The sequence below is a fragment of the Polynucleobacter sp. HIN6 genome (assembly GCF_030297575.1).
Taxonomy (GTDB): Bacteria; Pseudomonadota; Gammaproteobacteria; order Burkholderiales; family Burkholderiaceae; genus Polynucleobacter.
The window spans coordinates 1,169,566-1,184,383 of the sequence record NZ_AP028137.1 but is presented as its reverse complement, the minus strand read 5'-3'; the positions used below and the strand labels follow the sequence as shown (position 1 = coordinate 1,184,383).

Sequence of the window (14,818 nt, the reverse complement as noted above, 5' to 3'; positions counted from 1 at the left end):
CATGATGACCACAAAAAGAGTGCTTAAGACGCTCGTCACCATCACATTTAGTATTGTTCTGGGTTTTGTTGCACCCCATAAAGCGATTGCTCAAAATTTTCCTGATCGACCGATCACGATCGTCGTTCCAGTCCCTCCGGGTGGCTTGGTTGATGCATCGGCGCGTTTATTGAGCGAGCCGTTAGCACGTGTCATTGGCCAATCGATTGTGATTGATAATCGCCAGGGAGCGAGTGGCAATATTGCCTATCAATACGTTGCCCGCAGCAAACCAGATGGCTACACCTTGCTAGCCTCTTACTCCGGATACCACGCAGCCAATCCTCTTCTGATGGATAAGTTAAATTGGGATCCATTTAAAGACTTTACGCCAATTGCTTTATTAACGGTCGCCATGAACGTCATTGCGATTCATCCCTCGGTTCCTGTGAATAACCTAAAAGAATTCATTGCGTATGCCAAAGCAAATCCCGGTAAGTTGAACTACGCCTCTCAAGGGAATGGCTCGGTTTCGCATATTGGAACTGAGATTTTTGAGCAAGCAACGGATATCAAATTAACTCACGTTCCCTACAAGGGGTCTGGCCAAGCGATTCAGGATGTATTGGCTGGACAAGTGCAGGTCTTTATTACGACTCCGCCCTCGGTCATGGGCCATATTCAAAGCGGTCGGTTAAAGGCGCTAGCAGTTACTGGTAAAGCTCGGCACCCAATGATGCCCAATGTGCCAACGGTTGCTGAGGCAGGTTTGCCAGGATTTGAGCTGGAGTCATGGGTTGCGCTATACGCTCCCGCAGGAACCCCAACACCAATTGTGAACAAATTAACACAGGATGTAAAAAAAGCCTTAGAACTGCCAGAAGCTAAACAACGGGCAGATGCGGCGGGAATTGAGCTACGTTATCTAAATCCGCAGGCAACCGATACCTTGCTAAAAAGGGAAATTGCATTAACGCAAAAAGCAATTAAAGCAGCAAATATTAAGATTGATTGATTGAAATTGGATCGGAGAGTTGTTGAGCGAGGGCGCTTGCTGCACTGAGTAGCAGGCGATCTTGTCCAGGCCCCGCAACTAATGTCACCCCAACGGGCAAACCATTGGGCCCCGCGGTCACGGTTAAATTAATGCACGGTAAGCCCAGCAGGGTCCAGCCTCGACTAAAGACTGGATCGCCCGTTTCTTCTAATGTCTTAGGCGCCTCACCGGTTGCACTGGGCGCAATGATTAGATCAATGTCATTTGAAAAGAATTGGGTGATCGTAGTGCGAGCGCGACGGGCTTTGAGAAGGGCATCGCTGTAATGATGGTAATCAATGGCATCGCCACGTTCAATAATCGCTTTAAGGGTTGGACTGATTTGATCAAAGTGGTTGAGCTTTTCAAAGGTAAAACTTTTGGCCATCTCAAACAGCATAATCTTGGTTTGGGTCTCACTGAGCTTGGCGCAATCTGCAGGTAAGGTGATCTCCTCAACGCCCCCTTTAGCAAACACCTTCGCTGCAAAGCCGGCTAGCGAGAGGGCAGCTGCGGTTTCAGGTTGGGCAAGAGCAAAATCATCGGTCTTGCAAATTCCAACGCGGATTTTGGACTCTAGGGGAGCAATATTCATAAGATCATGATCTGCCGACATCGCAGCAACGCCCAAGGCTACATCCGATACGGTGCGACCAAACACACCCAGTGTATCGAGAGATACCGATAGGCTCTTGACCCCACCAATACTAATCTTGCCGTAACTGGGTTTATAGCCAACCACCCCACAGTAACTCGCCGGCCGAATAATCGAGGCAGCGGTTTGGCTGCCCGTTGCAAGAGGGACCATGTAATCCGCAACCGCCGCAGCAGAGCCGCTAGAAGATCCACCGGGAGTGTGATCAAGATTGCGTGGATTGCGGGTTGGTCCCGGTTTGAAGCTGGCAAACTCGGTGGTGACTGTTTTACCCAGCACAATCGCGCCAGCCTCACGCATCAGTGATACCGAAACCGCATCGCAAACCGGATGATTATTACCATAGATCGGTGAGCCGTAATTGGTTGGCAAATCGTGTGTATCAAATAGATCCTTCACACCAATGGGTAGGCCATGCAAGATTCCTTGGATTGGACCGCGATCGAGGGCGCGAGCTTGGGTTTGAGCATGCACCTTGGCAAAGCTGACCCAAGCATGCACCTCAGGCTCGCGCATGCCAATTTGATTTAAGCAATCATTGAGCAGATCCTCGGCCTTGATCTCGCGTTGAGCGAGCGCTTTCGCGGCTTGGGTGGCGCTAAGGTTAGCTAGATTTTTAAAGGATGTCATCGTTTTGGCTTAAATGCGTTTATGCTCGTGGTTTCGTTGCTTGACCCTTTTAGAATACCCCAATTTACCTCAAGATTTCCCACTATTTGTATGACTCAAAGTAATTCCTCTCACAGCACTCGCGAAGCCTGGCTACAAGATGGCGTGCGTCATTTGGAAGCAATTTTTGCGAAGGCTGGCTATGTGATTCCGCCGGTGCGGGTCTCCTGTGGCTTTCCGGCGTCGAGTAGCCCACGAACCACCCTAGGGCAGTGCTGGCCGCGCGAGCGCTCAGGCGGGGGTGTGAATGAGATCTTTATCTCACCAAAGTTGGATGATCCAGTTATGCTTCTCGATACGCTCTTGCATGAGCTCTGCCATGCAGTCGATGATTGTCATAGCGGTCATGGTGAGGATTTCAAGGGGATTTCCCAAGCCGTTGGTTTAGAGGGGCCCGCGCGCATGGCGCATGCATCCGAAGAACTGCAAGTACGCCTAATGACCATCAGTCAAAAGTTAGGCCCTTACCCTCATCAAGCGATTGTGTTTCCCCCGCCACGAGCGAGTAATCTCAGTCGCAATAAAGCGAAGTGTCCCCAATGTGGTTACGAGGTAACGCTCTTAAAGCGTTGGGCAAGTTATGGCGCACCCATTTGTCCAAAAGATAACTTGCGTATGGAAGAGCTCGCATTATCGATCCCCGCAGCCGAGACTGATGAGGAAGCCAAGGAAAAAGAGCGCCAGGCGGAGCGTAAAATCCGCCGCGCCATCAGCTAGTAAAATCGATCTTTTAATCCATGAGACATGATTTATGAACACCAAAAAGAAAATAACGAACCCTAAGATTGCTGTGATTCCTGGTGACGGGATTGGTAAAGAGGTGATGCCGGAGGGCGTACGCGCTCTAGAAGCGGCTGCAAAAAAGTTTGGTATTCAATTTCAGTTTGACCACTTTGATTTCGCCAGTTGCGATTACTACCAACAGCACGGCAAGATGATGCCGGACAACTGGTTTGACACCCTCATGAAGTACGATGCGATCTTCTTTGGTGCGGTTGGTATGCCCAATATCTTGCCGGACCATCTATCCCTGTGGGGTAGCTTGATCCAGTTCCGTCGTGGCTTTGATCAATACGTCAATCTGCGCCCAGTACGCTTATTGCCAGGTGTGCCTTGTCCACTAGCAAACCGCAAACCAGGTGATATTGATTTCTTTGTGGTGCGCGAGAACACCGAAGGAGAGTACTCAGCGGTTGGTGGCAAGATGTTTGCTGATACCGAGCGTGAAATTGTGGTTCAAGAGTCGGTATTCTCACGCCATGGCGTCGATCGAATTCTGAAGTTTGCCTTTGATCTCGCTCAAAGTCGCCCCAAGAAACATTTGACCTCGGCAACCAAATCCAATGGCATTGCGATCACGATGCCATATTGGGATGAGCGGGTCGAGGCAATGGCGAAGAACTATGCTGATGTGCGAACGGACAAGTATCACATCGATATCTTGACCGCTCAGTTCGTGATGAACCCGGATCGCTTCGATGTCGTGGTTGCCTCAAATTTATTTGGTGACATCCTCTCTGATTTGGGTCCGGCCTGCACCGGCACGATTGCGGTCGCACCGTCGGCCAGTATTAACCCAGAAGGGAAGTTCCCGTCGCTCTTTGAGCCCGTGCATGGTTCAGCCCCTGATATTTATGGCAAGAACATTGCCAATCCAATTGGTCAAATTTGGAGTGGAGCACTCATGCTCGATCACTTAGGCTATCCAGAAGCAGGGGCGCAAGTATTTGCAGCGATTGAGTCCGTGCTGTCAGCCGGACCTGCTCACGCACCACTCACACCAGATATTGGTGGCAAGGCGAGTACCCAAGATTTGGGTAAAGCGATTGCTGCAGCGATCTAGAGTGAACTTAGAGACCCCAAATCGGGGTCTTTTTACTGGCCTTCTCGATGGCCTGTAAAACTTTTTCATGTTCGGCGCAATCGAGTTCGCTCGCTTTGAAGTAGATTAAGTCGCTTGGTAGCGGGGCCTTTGACAAGCCATCTTTGCCAGTGACGCTGTAATCGATTAAATCAATGGTGAGATCATCCTGACCTCGGGTCATGGCTAGATAAACTTCAGCTAGGAGCTGAGCGTCGAGCAAGGCGCCATGTAGGGTGCGGTGTTCGTTACTGACTGCAAAACGTTCACACAAGGCATCCAAAGAATTGCGTTTACCTGGAAACATGCGGCGCGCATCGACTAGCGTATCGGTAATCTTGGCAGCAAGCTCTGAGAAGCTCGGGCGCTTGAGTAGAGCATATTCATTGTTGAGAAATGACAAATCAAAGGGCGCATTATGAATAATCACCTCAGCCCCAGCAATGAACTCAGTGAGCTCATCCACAATTTGCGCAAACACAGGTTTGTCCGATAAAAACTCGCGAGATAGGCCGTGTACCGCAAATGCACCCTCGGCAATGTCACGCTCGGGATTAATGTAATGATGGAGGGTCTTGCCAGTCTGGCGGCGATTGATTAACTCAATACATCCGACCTCAATAATGCGATCACCGGTAGCTGGATTTAAGCCTGTGGTTTCTGTATCGAGAATGATTTGACGCATACCTAATTGTAAAACGCTTAGGTATCCTCGAGATCTTCTGGGGGTATCTCAAGAGGGCCGCGACCAGCAAAGCGATCAAGATACAAATAAATGACCGGCGTAATGAACAAGGTCACAAACTGAGAAAGCACTAAACCACCCACTACGCTGACACCTAGGGGTTGACGTAACTCAGCGCCGGCACCAATACCAAGTGCTATTGGGAGGGCGCCCACGATCGCAGTGAGGGTGGTCATCATGATGGGCCGAAAGCGCAAAATACAGGCTGAACGGATTGCTTCAGTAGGACTCATTCCCTGTTTGCGTTGCGCCTCAAGGGCGAAGTCAATCATCAGGATGGCATTTTTCTTGACGATGCCGATGAGCATCAGAATACCAATCGTCGCAATAATGGTGAGCTCCATCCCAAACATCCATAAAGAGAGCAGGGCACCAATTGCCGCGGAGGGCAGGCCAGCCAAAATGGTGATTGGGTGAATGTAGCTTTCATACAGAACGCCGAGCAAGATATAGATCACTGCAAGGGCAGCAATAATTAGAATAAATTGCCCGCTCTGATTACCTTTGAAGACCTTTGCATCACCCCCATAGCTTGTGATGATGGAGGATGGAAGCTTGATCTCTTTGACGTATTTCTCAATCGCATCGGTGGCCTGCCCGAGAGCGACATCGGGCGCCAGATTAAACGAGAGAGTTACCGCCGGAATCTGCCCTTGATGGTTGACCGCGGTCGGACCAATAGTGCGCTTGAAGCTGGCAAGACTTGAGAGCGGAATCAATTGATTGGTTGAGCGCCCTCGTACAAAAACTTTACCGAGATCGGTTTCAAACTGGCGCTGATCTTCGGCGGTCTCCAAAATGACGTAATAAGTGTTCACGCTTGTGTAAATGGTAGAGACTTGACGCTGACCAAAGGCGTTGTACAGGGCCTGACGAATATCCGCAATCGTCACTCCTGCTTGCGCCGCCTTCTCACGATTGATATCAATCTGAACGTTCAGGCCCCGTAGTTGCGAATCCGAGGTCACATCCCGAAAGAGGGGATCGCTACGCAATTTCTCCAGCATCTTCTCAGACCATTCATTCACCCCCTCAAAACCAACACTTTGCAAGGTAAATTGATAGCGGCTTTTACTGGATCGTCCACCTAATTGAAGGTTTTGAATCGGCCGCATGAACACTTGTAGGCCGGGGACCTCTCTAAACTTTTTGCGAAGGCCCTCAAGCACTTCAGTCATAGACTCCCGCTCGCTGCGGGGCTTGAGCACAATAAAGAAGCGGCCGGTATTGCTACCCGCACTCAGACCCCCACCAAGAATTGAGACAAAGCTCGCTACATTCGGGTCATTCGCCACAATCTCAGCAGCACGATCTTGCAACTCTAGCATCGCCTTGTAGGAGATATCTTGATCAGCTTCGGTCGTTGCTGTGATCTGGCCAATATCCTCCTCCGGGAAAAATCCCTTCGGGGTATAGATGAACATCGCAATCGTAATGACAAACGTTGCGATGGCTAACCATAGCACTCGCTTGCGATTTGCGAGAGCCAGATCCAAGTAGTGCACATAAGTCTTTTGGGTCCAATTGAACCAGCGATCAAAGTGACGGTTAATCGGGTATTCGCGGGCATGCTGGCCAGGTTTCGGGAGGTAACGGCTGCATAGCATCGGTACTAAAGAGAGGGATACCACAGCAGAAACTAGGATGGCGAGTGAAACTACTACCGCAAACTCACGAAAGAGGAGTCCAATCGGACCTTCCATAAAGAAGAGGGGAATAAAGACCGCCACTAAGGATAAGGAGATTGAGACGATCGTAAAGCCAACCTCACGACTTCCTTTCAGGGCAGCCTTGAGGGGGCTCATACCCTGATCCACGTAACGCACGATGTTCTCAAGCACCACAATGGAGTCATCCACCACCAAACCTACGGCGAGTGTAATGCCCAATAGCGAGACGTTATCTAAGCTATAGCCCATGAAGTACAGCAGGAAAAAGGCGCCAATCAGTGAAATGGGCAGACTCAAGGATGGAATGATCGTGGCTGAGAGGTGCTTGAGGAACAGGAATATCACCAGTACTACCAGGGCTACGGTGAGCGCCAAGGTGAAGTTGACGTCAGCAATTGCCTCGCGGATTGATTTAGAGCGATCATTGATCAGCGTGAGCTTAATCGAGGCTGGTAGCTGCTTCTCAAACTGTGGGATCATCGCCTTGACCGCATCTACCACCTTAACCGTATTGGCATTTGGCTGGCGCTGAATGGCTAGCGCAATCGAGCGCTCACCATTGGTGGTGGAGAGGGTACGAACGTTCTCATAACTCTCAACCACATCAGCGACATCCCGCAGATAAATCGGTAAACCATTTTTCTGGGCAATGATGAGGTTGGCAAAGTCAGAGGCAGTGACTAATTGCTTATTGGCGTAAATAGTTAATAACTGTCGCGGACCCTCTAAAACACCCACGGGGGTATTGGAGTTTGCTTTATTAATGGCGATCGACAGATCCTCCATCGTGAGGTTATGGATTGCCAAGGAGTCAGGCCGCGCTTGCACGCGAATGGCATAGCGCTTAATGCCATACACAATAATTTGCGCAACCCCATTAATCGTGGATAGCGTTGGAGAAATCAGGTTCTCCGCATAATCATTGAGCTCGGATAAATCCATCGATGGCGAGGTCATGCCGATGATGAGGACCGGTGCATCGGCGGGATTGACCTTGCGATAGGAGGGCGGCACGGTCATCTCGATTGGTAAACGGCGCTGGGCGCGCAACAGTGCCGCTTGCACATCAACCGCGGCTTTATCAATGTCGCGATCGTTATTAAATTCGAGGGTGATGTTTGTCGTACCCAAGAAATTCGTCGAGCTAATCACTGAAATACCGTCGATGGTCGAGAACTCTTTCTCAAGCGGCAGGGCAACCGACGCTGCCATATTTTCCGGGGAAGCGCCCGGCAAGGAGGCTGATACAGAAATTACTGGCGTATTAAAACTAGGCAAGGCCGCAACCGGAATGCGGGTGTACGCCACTGCACCCGCAATCACCGTCACTACTGAGAGCAGGACGGTCATGACGGGCCGTCGGATACAAAGCTCAGAGAGCGTCATTTTTTATCAGCGGGTTTGGATTCAGGTTTGGGGGTGTCAGCGGGCTTTGCAGGCAAGGCTTTGTTTTCTCGGATCTTGGTGCCGGGGCGTAGATTCTGTTTGCCCTCAATGACCACGCGCTCGCCAGCCTCAACACCAGTAATTGCAGCTTTGCCCTGATACTCATAGCTCACTTTGATGGGTTTGAGGCTGACCTTATCTTCAGCGCCCACTACATAGATAAAGCGTCCGCGCGGATTAATGACCACCGCTTGGGATGGAACCAAAATGGCGTCCTTTAAGGTATTGGCTTCGAGTTTGACCCGAGCAAATTGTCCAGGTAATAGAGTGCGTTTGTCATTGGCAATTTGTGCCTTGACCCGAACTGCCCCAATTGCTGGATCAACCTGGTTATCGATGACTAAGACTTTGCCCTCGTAGACCTGGGTGCGGTTATCGCCTACGGTCACTGATACTTTTAAGTTAGCAGGATCGGTTTGCATCAATAGTGGAATGTTGTCTTCACCGACGATAAATTGGACGTTGATGGGATCTAACTGAGTGATCGTGACCATCGCACCCAAAGCAGTGGTTGCAGTGGAGCTGGAGGCGGTGGTTACGATATTTCCAGGCGCCACTAAGGAGCCAGGGAACACATTAATAATGCCTGCACGTCCATCGATTGGAGCGCGAATGTAATCAAAGGAGAGTTGCACCTCAGCAGCGCGAGCAGTAGCGGCAGCAGATTTGGCATTGGCTTCGGCAGTATCTAAACCTGCTTTGGAGATAAAGTTTTGAGCAACGAGCTCTTTGGCACGTTGTAACTGACGTTGCGCATCATCGGCTACGGCTTTGGCTTTATCGTAATTGGCGCGATCATTGCGATCGTCTAAGGTGAATAGTAGTTGCCCCTTCTTGACCTCTTGACCTTCTTTAATGTGGACTTCTTTGACCACATTGCTAACCTGCGGACGGATATCCACAATATTAGCTGCCACCACGGTACCGGTCGATTCAATGATGATGGGGATATCTTGTTTCTCGAGGACCAGGGTAACCACCGTTTGTGGCCCACCGCGTTTACTCTCGGGCGGGAAGAAATGATCGTAGGCTTTATCACCGGCATAAATTAATATGAGGATCGCCAGCACCCACCATTTGTGCTTGACCAGAAACGCCACAAATTGTTTGAAGTCGATTTTCTGGAGTTGGGTGACCAGTTGGCAACCCCAAGCCATGATGGTTTGTTTGACTCGAGCTAAAAAGGAAGGAGGTTTGGTCACAGCGCTAGTCTAAATTGCTTTGTTATTTAAAGAGTTAAAGCATTCTCTCATAAGCCCAAGCGGGGCGCAGATCAGTTATTGGATAAAAAGGCTTCCACACCTTGATTGGCGAGTTGATCGGCCAGCTCATTTCCAGGGTGGCCGTTATGGCCACGGACCCAGTGCCACTGAATTTCATGAAGGGGCAATAGGGCGTCGAGCTCTTGCCAAAGATCGACATTCTTGACCGGGGACTTGTCGGCTGTCTTCCACCCCCGAGCCTTCCAACCGGCAAGCCACTCACTCACTCCTTTTTGGACGTATTGGGAGTCGGTATAGAGATCCACCACGCTGGCTTGCTTAAGCGCCTTGAGTGCGTGGATCACCGCACTAATTTCCATCCGATTATTGGTGGTGTCATGGGCGCCGCCATGCAAGTGTTTCTCATGCGCGCCGGAGCGCAACACCACTCCCCAGCCACCAGGACCGGGATTGCCTTTGCAAGCACCATCGGTGTAGATCGTAATGTGGGGTTTGCTCATGCGCTCTTTATACCTCTTCAGTTACCCGATGGGAAGTTTGCTGAGCAGCGGGGTTGAGTTGGGGGAGTGCTTGCAAGGCTTGTTTGGGAACGCGGCCTACCAAACGGGTACCCGGATGGCGCTTAATTGCCGAGATTAAAAAGACCGAGCCAAAGATCGGCCACCAGCGATTACCCATTTTTTCTAGGAAAGCCATGCGAGCGATATTTTTCTCTTTGCGCAGTGGCAGGCGATAGCAGGCAAAGTGACCCCTATCAAGAGAGTAGTCGAGTAACTTCAACCAATCCTTCACGCGCAGCAAACTCAAGAACTGACCCTCACGTGGTAAATAGTTTTTACCGATTAATCGTCCTGCATATTGACGCAAGCCCCAGAGACTCGCTGGATTAAATCCGGAGATTACGACACGACCCTCGGGCATTAAGACACGATCGACCTCACGCAAAATCTGGTGCGGATCTTCGGCAAATTCCAAGACATGCGGCAACACCACTAAATCAATGGATTGATCGGCAAATGGCAGTTCCTCCGGAATTCCTTCAATCGGTTGATAGGGCAGATCGCCATCGGCTTTCGCAATCCCGTGGGGAAGCAACATCAATTTGAGTGAAATCCGATTTTCTGCGAGGGTATTGATTTGCGGTAAACCAATTTGCAAAGCGTAGTAGCCAAACACATCGACAACCGCTTGATTGAAGAGCTCTTGCTCGGATTTGAGGATGTATTGCCCTGGAGGCGATTGCAGCCACGTCTCCCACGAACTCTCTGGCGGAGCGTTGGTCTGCACGTTTGGCGGGGTCATTGGTATCATAGAAGGATTATCTTGTGTCCTAAGGTGTTGCCGTGGTTACAAATTCCTTATTGCAAGTGTGGCCCATACCCGCCTTTACTGACAACTACATCTGGTGCATACACGATCAACAGTCGGCTATTTTGGTTGACCCTGGTGAAGCAAAGCCAGCGATTGATTATTTAACTCAGCAGAACTTACGTCTTACCGGAATTCTAATCACTCATTACCACGCTGACCATATTGGAGGATTACCAGAGATCCTCGCGTGGGCAAGTCAAGGGGGTCTCTCAGTCCCAGTGTATGGCCCCGCGGCTGAGGATATTGCCTTGCGCAGTCACGCACTCTTTGAGGGTGATACCGTCCGCTTTGATGAGCCGCCCATTCAATTAAACGTCCTAGAAGTCCCTGGACATACCTTGGGTCACATTGCTTACGTGGCACGCAGCGAGGATAACGCTGGACAAACCTCAAAATTGTTTTGCGGCGACACCCTCTTTGCTACCGGTTGTGGACGGCTCTTTGAAGGCACGCCCACTCAAATGTCGAGCTCACTGGCCAAGTTCTTGGCCTTACCTCCCGATACGCTGGTGTTCTGTACTCACGAGTACACCTTATCCAATATTCGTTTTGCACTCGCGGTCGAGCCAGATAATTCAGATCTAATCGAGTGGTCGCAAACCGCCGATGCCTTACGTCAGCGCAATCAACCCACGGTACCCACGACGATTGCCCATGAGAAGCGGGTTAATCCATTCATGCGCTGCGATCAAGCCCCAGTCATTGCCGCTGCGCAGGCGCAAATTGGGCAAGACCTCAAAAGTTCCGCCGAGGTTTTGGCGGTCGTGCGGGCCTGGAAGGATCGCTTCTAAGATGATGCGCCGTTCACTTCTACTAATTGCCAGCGCAGCTGTTCTGGTGTTGAGTGGTTGCGCCAGTACTTCGCCCGAGTGGTCCTCAAGCACTGATTCAAGGCGTGACCCGCGGGCAGCCAAAGCGCCGCGTGTGGATCTTAGTAAGCAATCGGTGAGCAGCATCATGGCACCTTCGAATGATCTTTGGATCCAGATTCGGCAGGGCTTTCAATTACCCGAGCTCGATAGCCCCTTGGTCGAGCAGCAAACCCAATGGCTGGTTAAGCGTCCAGATTATGTCAATCGTTCGATGGCACGCTCGTCTCGCTATCTCTTCTACATTGTTGAAGAAGTTAATCGTCGCAATATGCCCACCGAGATCGCACTCTTGCCATTTGTTGAGAGCGCCTTCAATCCTGAAGCCAAGTCGACCGCCAAAGCCATGGGGATCTGGCAGTTCATGCCCAGAACCGGTCAGGACTTTAAGTTAACCCAGAATGTTTTCCGGGATGAGCGACGTGATGTCTTGCAATCCACGAACGCCGCTCTCGATTATCTTCAGCGCCTGTATAAACAATTTGGTGATTGGCAGCTCGCCCTCGCTGCCTATAACTGGGGTGAGGGGAATGTGGCCCGTGCGATTAAGCGCAATCAAGCCCAGCGTAAGCCCACGGATTACCAGAGTCTAACGATGCCACGCGAGACCCGTGAGTATGTGCCTAAGTTGATGGCCTACAAAAACATTGTGCAAAACCCAGCTGCATACAACATCGTGTTACCGGAGCTTGAGAACCACCCCTATTTTGTAGCGATTGATGTGACCCGCGATATTGATGTGGATGTTGCTGCCCAATTAGCCGAGATGTCTTTGGAGGATTTTCGTAATCTCAATCCGGCATTTAATAAGCCCGTGATCTTGGCCGCAACCGATCAGCAAATGCTTTTACCTTTTGCGCGTGCCGAGCTCTTTCAGATGAACCTGGCAAGCTACACCAAACCCTTATCGTCTTGGACTGCACTCAAGGTCACCAAGAGTGAGACCCCTGAGCAATTGGCAACTCGTCTGGCTTTAAATCCGGAAACGATTCGGGATGTCAATAACATCCCCCGTGGCATGCGGATCCGGGCGGGATCAACCGTTCTGATCCCCAAACCCCCAGGAAAACAGTCGGATATTTCTGAGTATTTGGCTGAGCATGGGCAGTTGAAGCTCGACAGGGCAGTCCCGCCTAAACCCAAGACCAGCAAGCCGGCTCAGGCAAGCACTGCAAGCAAATCGGCCCCCAAAAAGGCCGCCAACCCGAAGACCGCAAGTACTCAGCAAAAATCCCCATCGACAAACACCACAAAATCAGCGAAAACTGGTACTACCTCCGGCTCTGGAGTAAGTGCCAGTGTAAAAACGGCTCCTTAATTCCTGGCCATTGATTATTTTGCTGTGAAGGGAATGCAGGATGAGTGTCGGCTACAAATCGTTTCATGAGAACTCCATTCGGGATCCAAAAGCATTTTGGTCCGAGCAGGCTAAATTAGTTGATTGGCATCAGCCGTTTTCACAAGTCCTTGATTATTCCAATCCACCCTTTGCGAAGTGGTTTGTCGGTGGGCAAACCAATCTGTGCCATAACGCCGTTGATCGGCATTTGAAGGATCGCACCAACCAAATCGCACTGGTTGCAGTCTCGACCGAAACCAATCAGGAGCACGCCTATACATTTGCAGAGCTGCACGATGAGGTCAATCGTATGGCTGCGATCTTGCAAGCCAACGGCGTGAAGAAGGGCGATCGTGTTTTGATCTACATGCCAATGATTGCGCAGGCCTGTTTTGCCATGCTCGCCTGTACCCGCATCGGTGCGATTCATTCAGTCGTGTTCGGTGGATTTGCATCGCATAGTTTGGCTTCACGCATCGATGATGCAAAACCCAAAATGATTATTACCGCTGAGGCCGGAATGCGCGGTGGTAAGGCCGTTCCCTACAAGCCACTCCTCGATGAGGCGATCACGCTATCAACTGCTAAGCCTGAGAAGGTTCTGATTGTGAACCGTGGCCTCTCGGAGTTCACGACCGTGGCCAATCGTGATTTGGATTACGCCACTGAGCGTGAGAAGCACCTCAACACCAGGGTTCCCGTCGAGTGGGTCGATGCAACGCATCCATCCTATATTTTGTATACCTCGGGCACCACTGGCAAACCAAAGGGGGTACAGCGTGATACGGGCGGTTATGCCGTTGCACTCGCAAGCTCGATGCGCCTCATCTTTGGTGGCAATCCGGGTGAGACGATGTTTACCACCTCCGATATTGGTTGGGTGGTGGGGCATAGCTACATTATTTATGGCCCACTCATTAACGGCATGGCCACCATCATGTACGAGGGTACGCCCTTGCGCCCTGATGCGGGTATTTGGTGGAGCCTAGTTGAGAAATACAAGGTATCGGTGATGTTCTCTGCCCCCACGGCGGTGCGAGTACTCAAGAAACAGGACCCCGCCTTCCTCAGTAAATACAACTTATCGACGCTGCGGACATTGTTCTTGGCCGGTGAGCCACTCGATGAACCAACGGCATCATGGATACATGATGCACTCAAGAAGCCGGTGGTTGATAACTACTGGCAGACCGAGACCGGTTGGCCAATCTTGGCGATTCAACGAGGTGTGGAGGTCATGCCACATAAATTTGGCTCGCCCGGTGTACCGGTCTATGGCTACAACATGAAACTGCTCGATGAAGCAACCGGTGCTGAATTGGGTCCGGATCAAAAGGGCGTAGTTGCGATTGAAGGGCCATTGCCACCGGGATGTATGCAAACCGTCTGGGGTGATGACCAACGCTTTATCAAGACCTATTGGGAGACCGTGCCTGGCAAGATGGTGTATTCCACCTTTGATTGGGCAATTAAAGACAAGGATGGTTACTTCTTCATCTTGGGCCGTACCGATGATGTGATTAATGTCGCTGGACATCGATTAGGAACGCGCGAGATCGAAGAGAGTATCTCAAGTCATGCCAATGTCGCTGAAGTGGCAGTTGTTGGTGTAGAAGATCAACTCAAGGGTCAGGTAGCAATTGGCTTTGTGATTGCAAAAGATCCAAGCAAAACCGAGACCATGGAGGCGGAGGTCATGAAAACCGTCGACTCTCAATTAGGAGCGGTCGCGCGACCAGCACGGGTGTACTTGGTGAGTGCATTACCAAAGACGCGTTCGGGCAAGATTGTGCGCCGCGCATTGCAAGCCGTTGCGGAGGGGCGCGATCCTGGGGATATCAGCACGATGGAAGATCAATCGGTTCTAGCGCAGATCAAACAGGTGATTGGAAAGTAACGCTAAAAAGTAAACTGTTTTGTGGGAAGGCTGGGTGAGGGGCGGAGAACTGGTATCA

At 50.8% G+C, this 14,818-nt stretch carries 12 protein-coding genes; 6 read left to right on the top strand and 6 right to left on the bottom strand.

Annotation, left to right across the window (positions count from 1 at the left end; all coding sequences use genetic code 11):
- Positions 1 to 4: 4 nt before the first annotated feature.
- Positions 5 to 994: a Bug family tripartite tricarboxylate transporter substrate binding protein gene (locus QUE66_RS06095; protein WP_458574807.1), complete on the top strand. Its 990-nt coding sequence runs from the start codon at positions 5 to 7 to the stop codon at positions 992 to 994.
- Here the strand turns inward: QUE66_RS06095 and QUE66_RS06090 are convergent.
- Positions 981 to 2,300, bottom strand: a complete 1,320-nt coding sequence (locus QUE66_RS06090; RefSeq protein WP_286223187.1) for an amidase — start codon at positions 2,298 to 2,300, stop codon at positions 981 to 983. The two genes, QUE66_RS06095 and QUE66_RS06090, sit on opposite strands and share 14 nt — an antisense overlap.
- Positions 2,301 to 2,390: 90 nt before the next feature.
- Between QUE66_RS06090 and QUE66_RS06085 the strand changes: the two genes are divergently transcribed.
- Together QUE66_RS06085 and QUE66_RS06080 are read left to right on the top strand one after the other, a co-directional pair.
- Positions 2,391 to 3,056 (top strand): SprT-like domain-containing protein, encoded by a 666-nt coding sequence (locus QUE66_RS06085; protein ID WP_286223186.1) that lies wholly within the window; start codon positions 2,391 to 2,393, stop codon positions 3,054 to 3,056.
- 52 nt (positions 3,057 to 3,108) lie between these two features.
- Positions 3,109 to 4,182, top strand: coding sequence for a tartrate dehydrogenase (locus tag QUE66_RS06080; protein ID WP_286224746.1), 1,074 nt, complete (start codon positions 3,109 to 3,111; stop codon positions 4,180 to 4,182).
- Positions 4,183 to 4,189: 7 nt separating this feature from the next.
- Here QUE66_RS06080 and dnaQ read toward each other — a convergent pair whose 3' ends face one another.
- The 5 genes from dnaQ to QUE66_RS06055 all read right to left on the bottom strand — a co-directional run bounded on the left by dnaQ (position 4,190) and on the right by QUE66_RS06055 (position 10,586).
- Positions 4,190 to 4,885: a DNA polymerase III subunit epsilon gene (gene dnaQ / locus QUE66_RS06075; RefSeq protein WP_286223185.1), complete on the bottom strand. Its 696-nt coding sequence runs from the start codon at positions 4,883 to 4,885 to the stop codon at positions 4,190 to 4,192.
- 17 nt (positions 4,886 to 4,902) lie between these two features.
- Positions 4,903 to 8,001 carry an efflux RND transporter permease subunit gene (locus QUE66_RS06070; RefSeq protein WP_286223184.1) on the bottom strand — a complete coding sequence of 1,033 codons (3,099 nt, stop codon included), beginning with the start codon at positions 7,999 to 8,001 and terminating at the stop codon, positions 4,903 to 4,905.
- Positions 7,998 to 9,263 (bottom strand): efflux RND transporter periplasmic adaptor subunit, encoded by a 1,266-nt coding sequence (locus QUE66_RS06065; protein WP_286223183.1) that lies wholly within the window; start codon positions 9,261 to 9,263, stop codon positions 7,998 to 8,000. Before QUE66_RS06065 ends, QUE66_RS06070 begins: the two co-directional genes overlap by 4 nt.
- A 71-nt stretch (positions 9,264 to 9,334) precedes the next feature.
- The gene (gene rnhA / locus QUE66_RS06060) at positions 9,335 to 9,784 is read right to left on the bottom strand and encodes a ribonuclease HI (protein ID WP_286223182.1); all 450 of its coding nucleotides are present in this window, start codon (positions 9,782 to 9,784) and stop codon (positions 9,335 to 9,337) included.
- 7 nt (positions 9,785 to 9,791) lie between these two features.
- Entirely contained in the window at positions 9,792 to 10,586 is a 795-nt protein-coding gene (locus tag QUE66_RS06055) for a class I SAM-dependent methyltransferase (RefSeq protein WP_286223181.1), read from the bottom strand.
- Positions 10,587 to 10,627: 41 nt separating this feature from the next.
- Here QUE66_RS06055 and gloB point away from each other — a divergent pair, with 41 nt between their 5' ends.
- Genes gloB through QUE66_RS06040 form a run of 3 tightly spaced genes read left to right on the top strand, consistent with a single transcriptional unit; the run spans position 10,628 to position 14,760 of the window.
- Positions 10,628 to 11,446 carry a hydroxyacylglutathione hydrolase gene (gene gloB, locus QUE66_RS06050; protein WP_286223180.1) on the top strand — a complete coding sequence of 273 codons (819 nt, stop codon included), beginning with the start codon at positions 10,628 to 10,630 and terminating at the stop codon, positions 11,444 to 11,446.
- A 1-nt stretch (position 11,447) separates the two neighbouring features.
- A complete protein-coding gene (locus QUE66_RS06045) occupies positions 11,448 to 12,842 on the top strand; it encodes a transglycosylase SLT domain-containing protein (RefSeq protein WP_353506031.1) in 1,395 nt (464 codons plus the stop codon).
- A gap of 40 nt (positions 12,843 to 12,882) precedes the next feature.
- Entirely contained in the window at positions 12,883 to 14,760 is a 1,878-nt protein-coding gene (locus tag QUE66_RS06040) for a propionate--CoA ligase (RefSeq protein WP_286223179.1), read from the top strand.
- Positions 14,761 to 14,818 lie beyond the last annotated feature (58 nt).

Coding starts and splice junctions, on each gene's coding strand:
- QUE66_RS06045 (WP_353506031.1), top strand. CDS start 11,448: ATGATGCGCCGTTCACTTCTACTAATTGCCAGCGCAGCTGTTCTGGTG.
- QUE66_RS06070 (WP_286223184.1), bottom strand. CDS start 8,001: ATGACGCTCTCTGAGCTTTGTATCCGACGGCCCGTCATGACCGTCCTG.
- QUE66_RS06055 (WP_286223181.1), bottom strand. CDS start 10,586: ATGACCCCGCCAAACGTGCAGACCAACGCTCCGCCAGAGAGTTCGTGG.
- QUE66_RS06040 (WP_286223179.1), top strand. CDS start 12,883: ATGAGTGTCGGCTACAAATCGTTTCATGAGAACTCCATTCGGGATCCA.
- rnhA (WP_286223182.1), bottom strand. CDS start 9,784: ATGAGCAAACCCCACATTACGATCTACACCGATGGTGCTTGCAAAGGC.
- QUE66_RS06090 (WP_286223187.1), bottom strand. CDS start 2,300: ATGACATCCTTTAAAAATCTAGCTAACCTTAGCGCCACCCAAGCCGCG.
- dnaQ (WP_286223185.1), bottom strand. CDS start 4,885: ATGCGTCAAATCATTCTCGATACAGAAACCACAGGCTTAAATCCAGCT.
- QUE66_RS06095 (WP_458574807.1), top strand. CDS start 5: ATGACCACAAAAAGAGTGCTTAAGACGCTCGTCACCATCACATTTAGT.
- QUE66_RS06085 (WP_286223186.1), top strand. CDS start 2,391: ATGACTCAAAGTAATTCCTCTCACAGCACTCGCGAAGCCTGGCTACAA.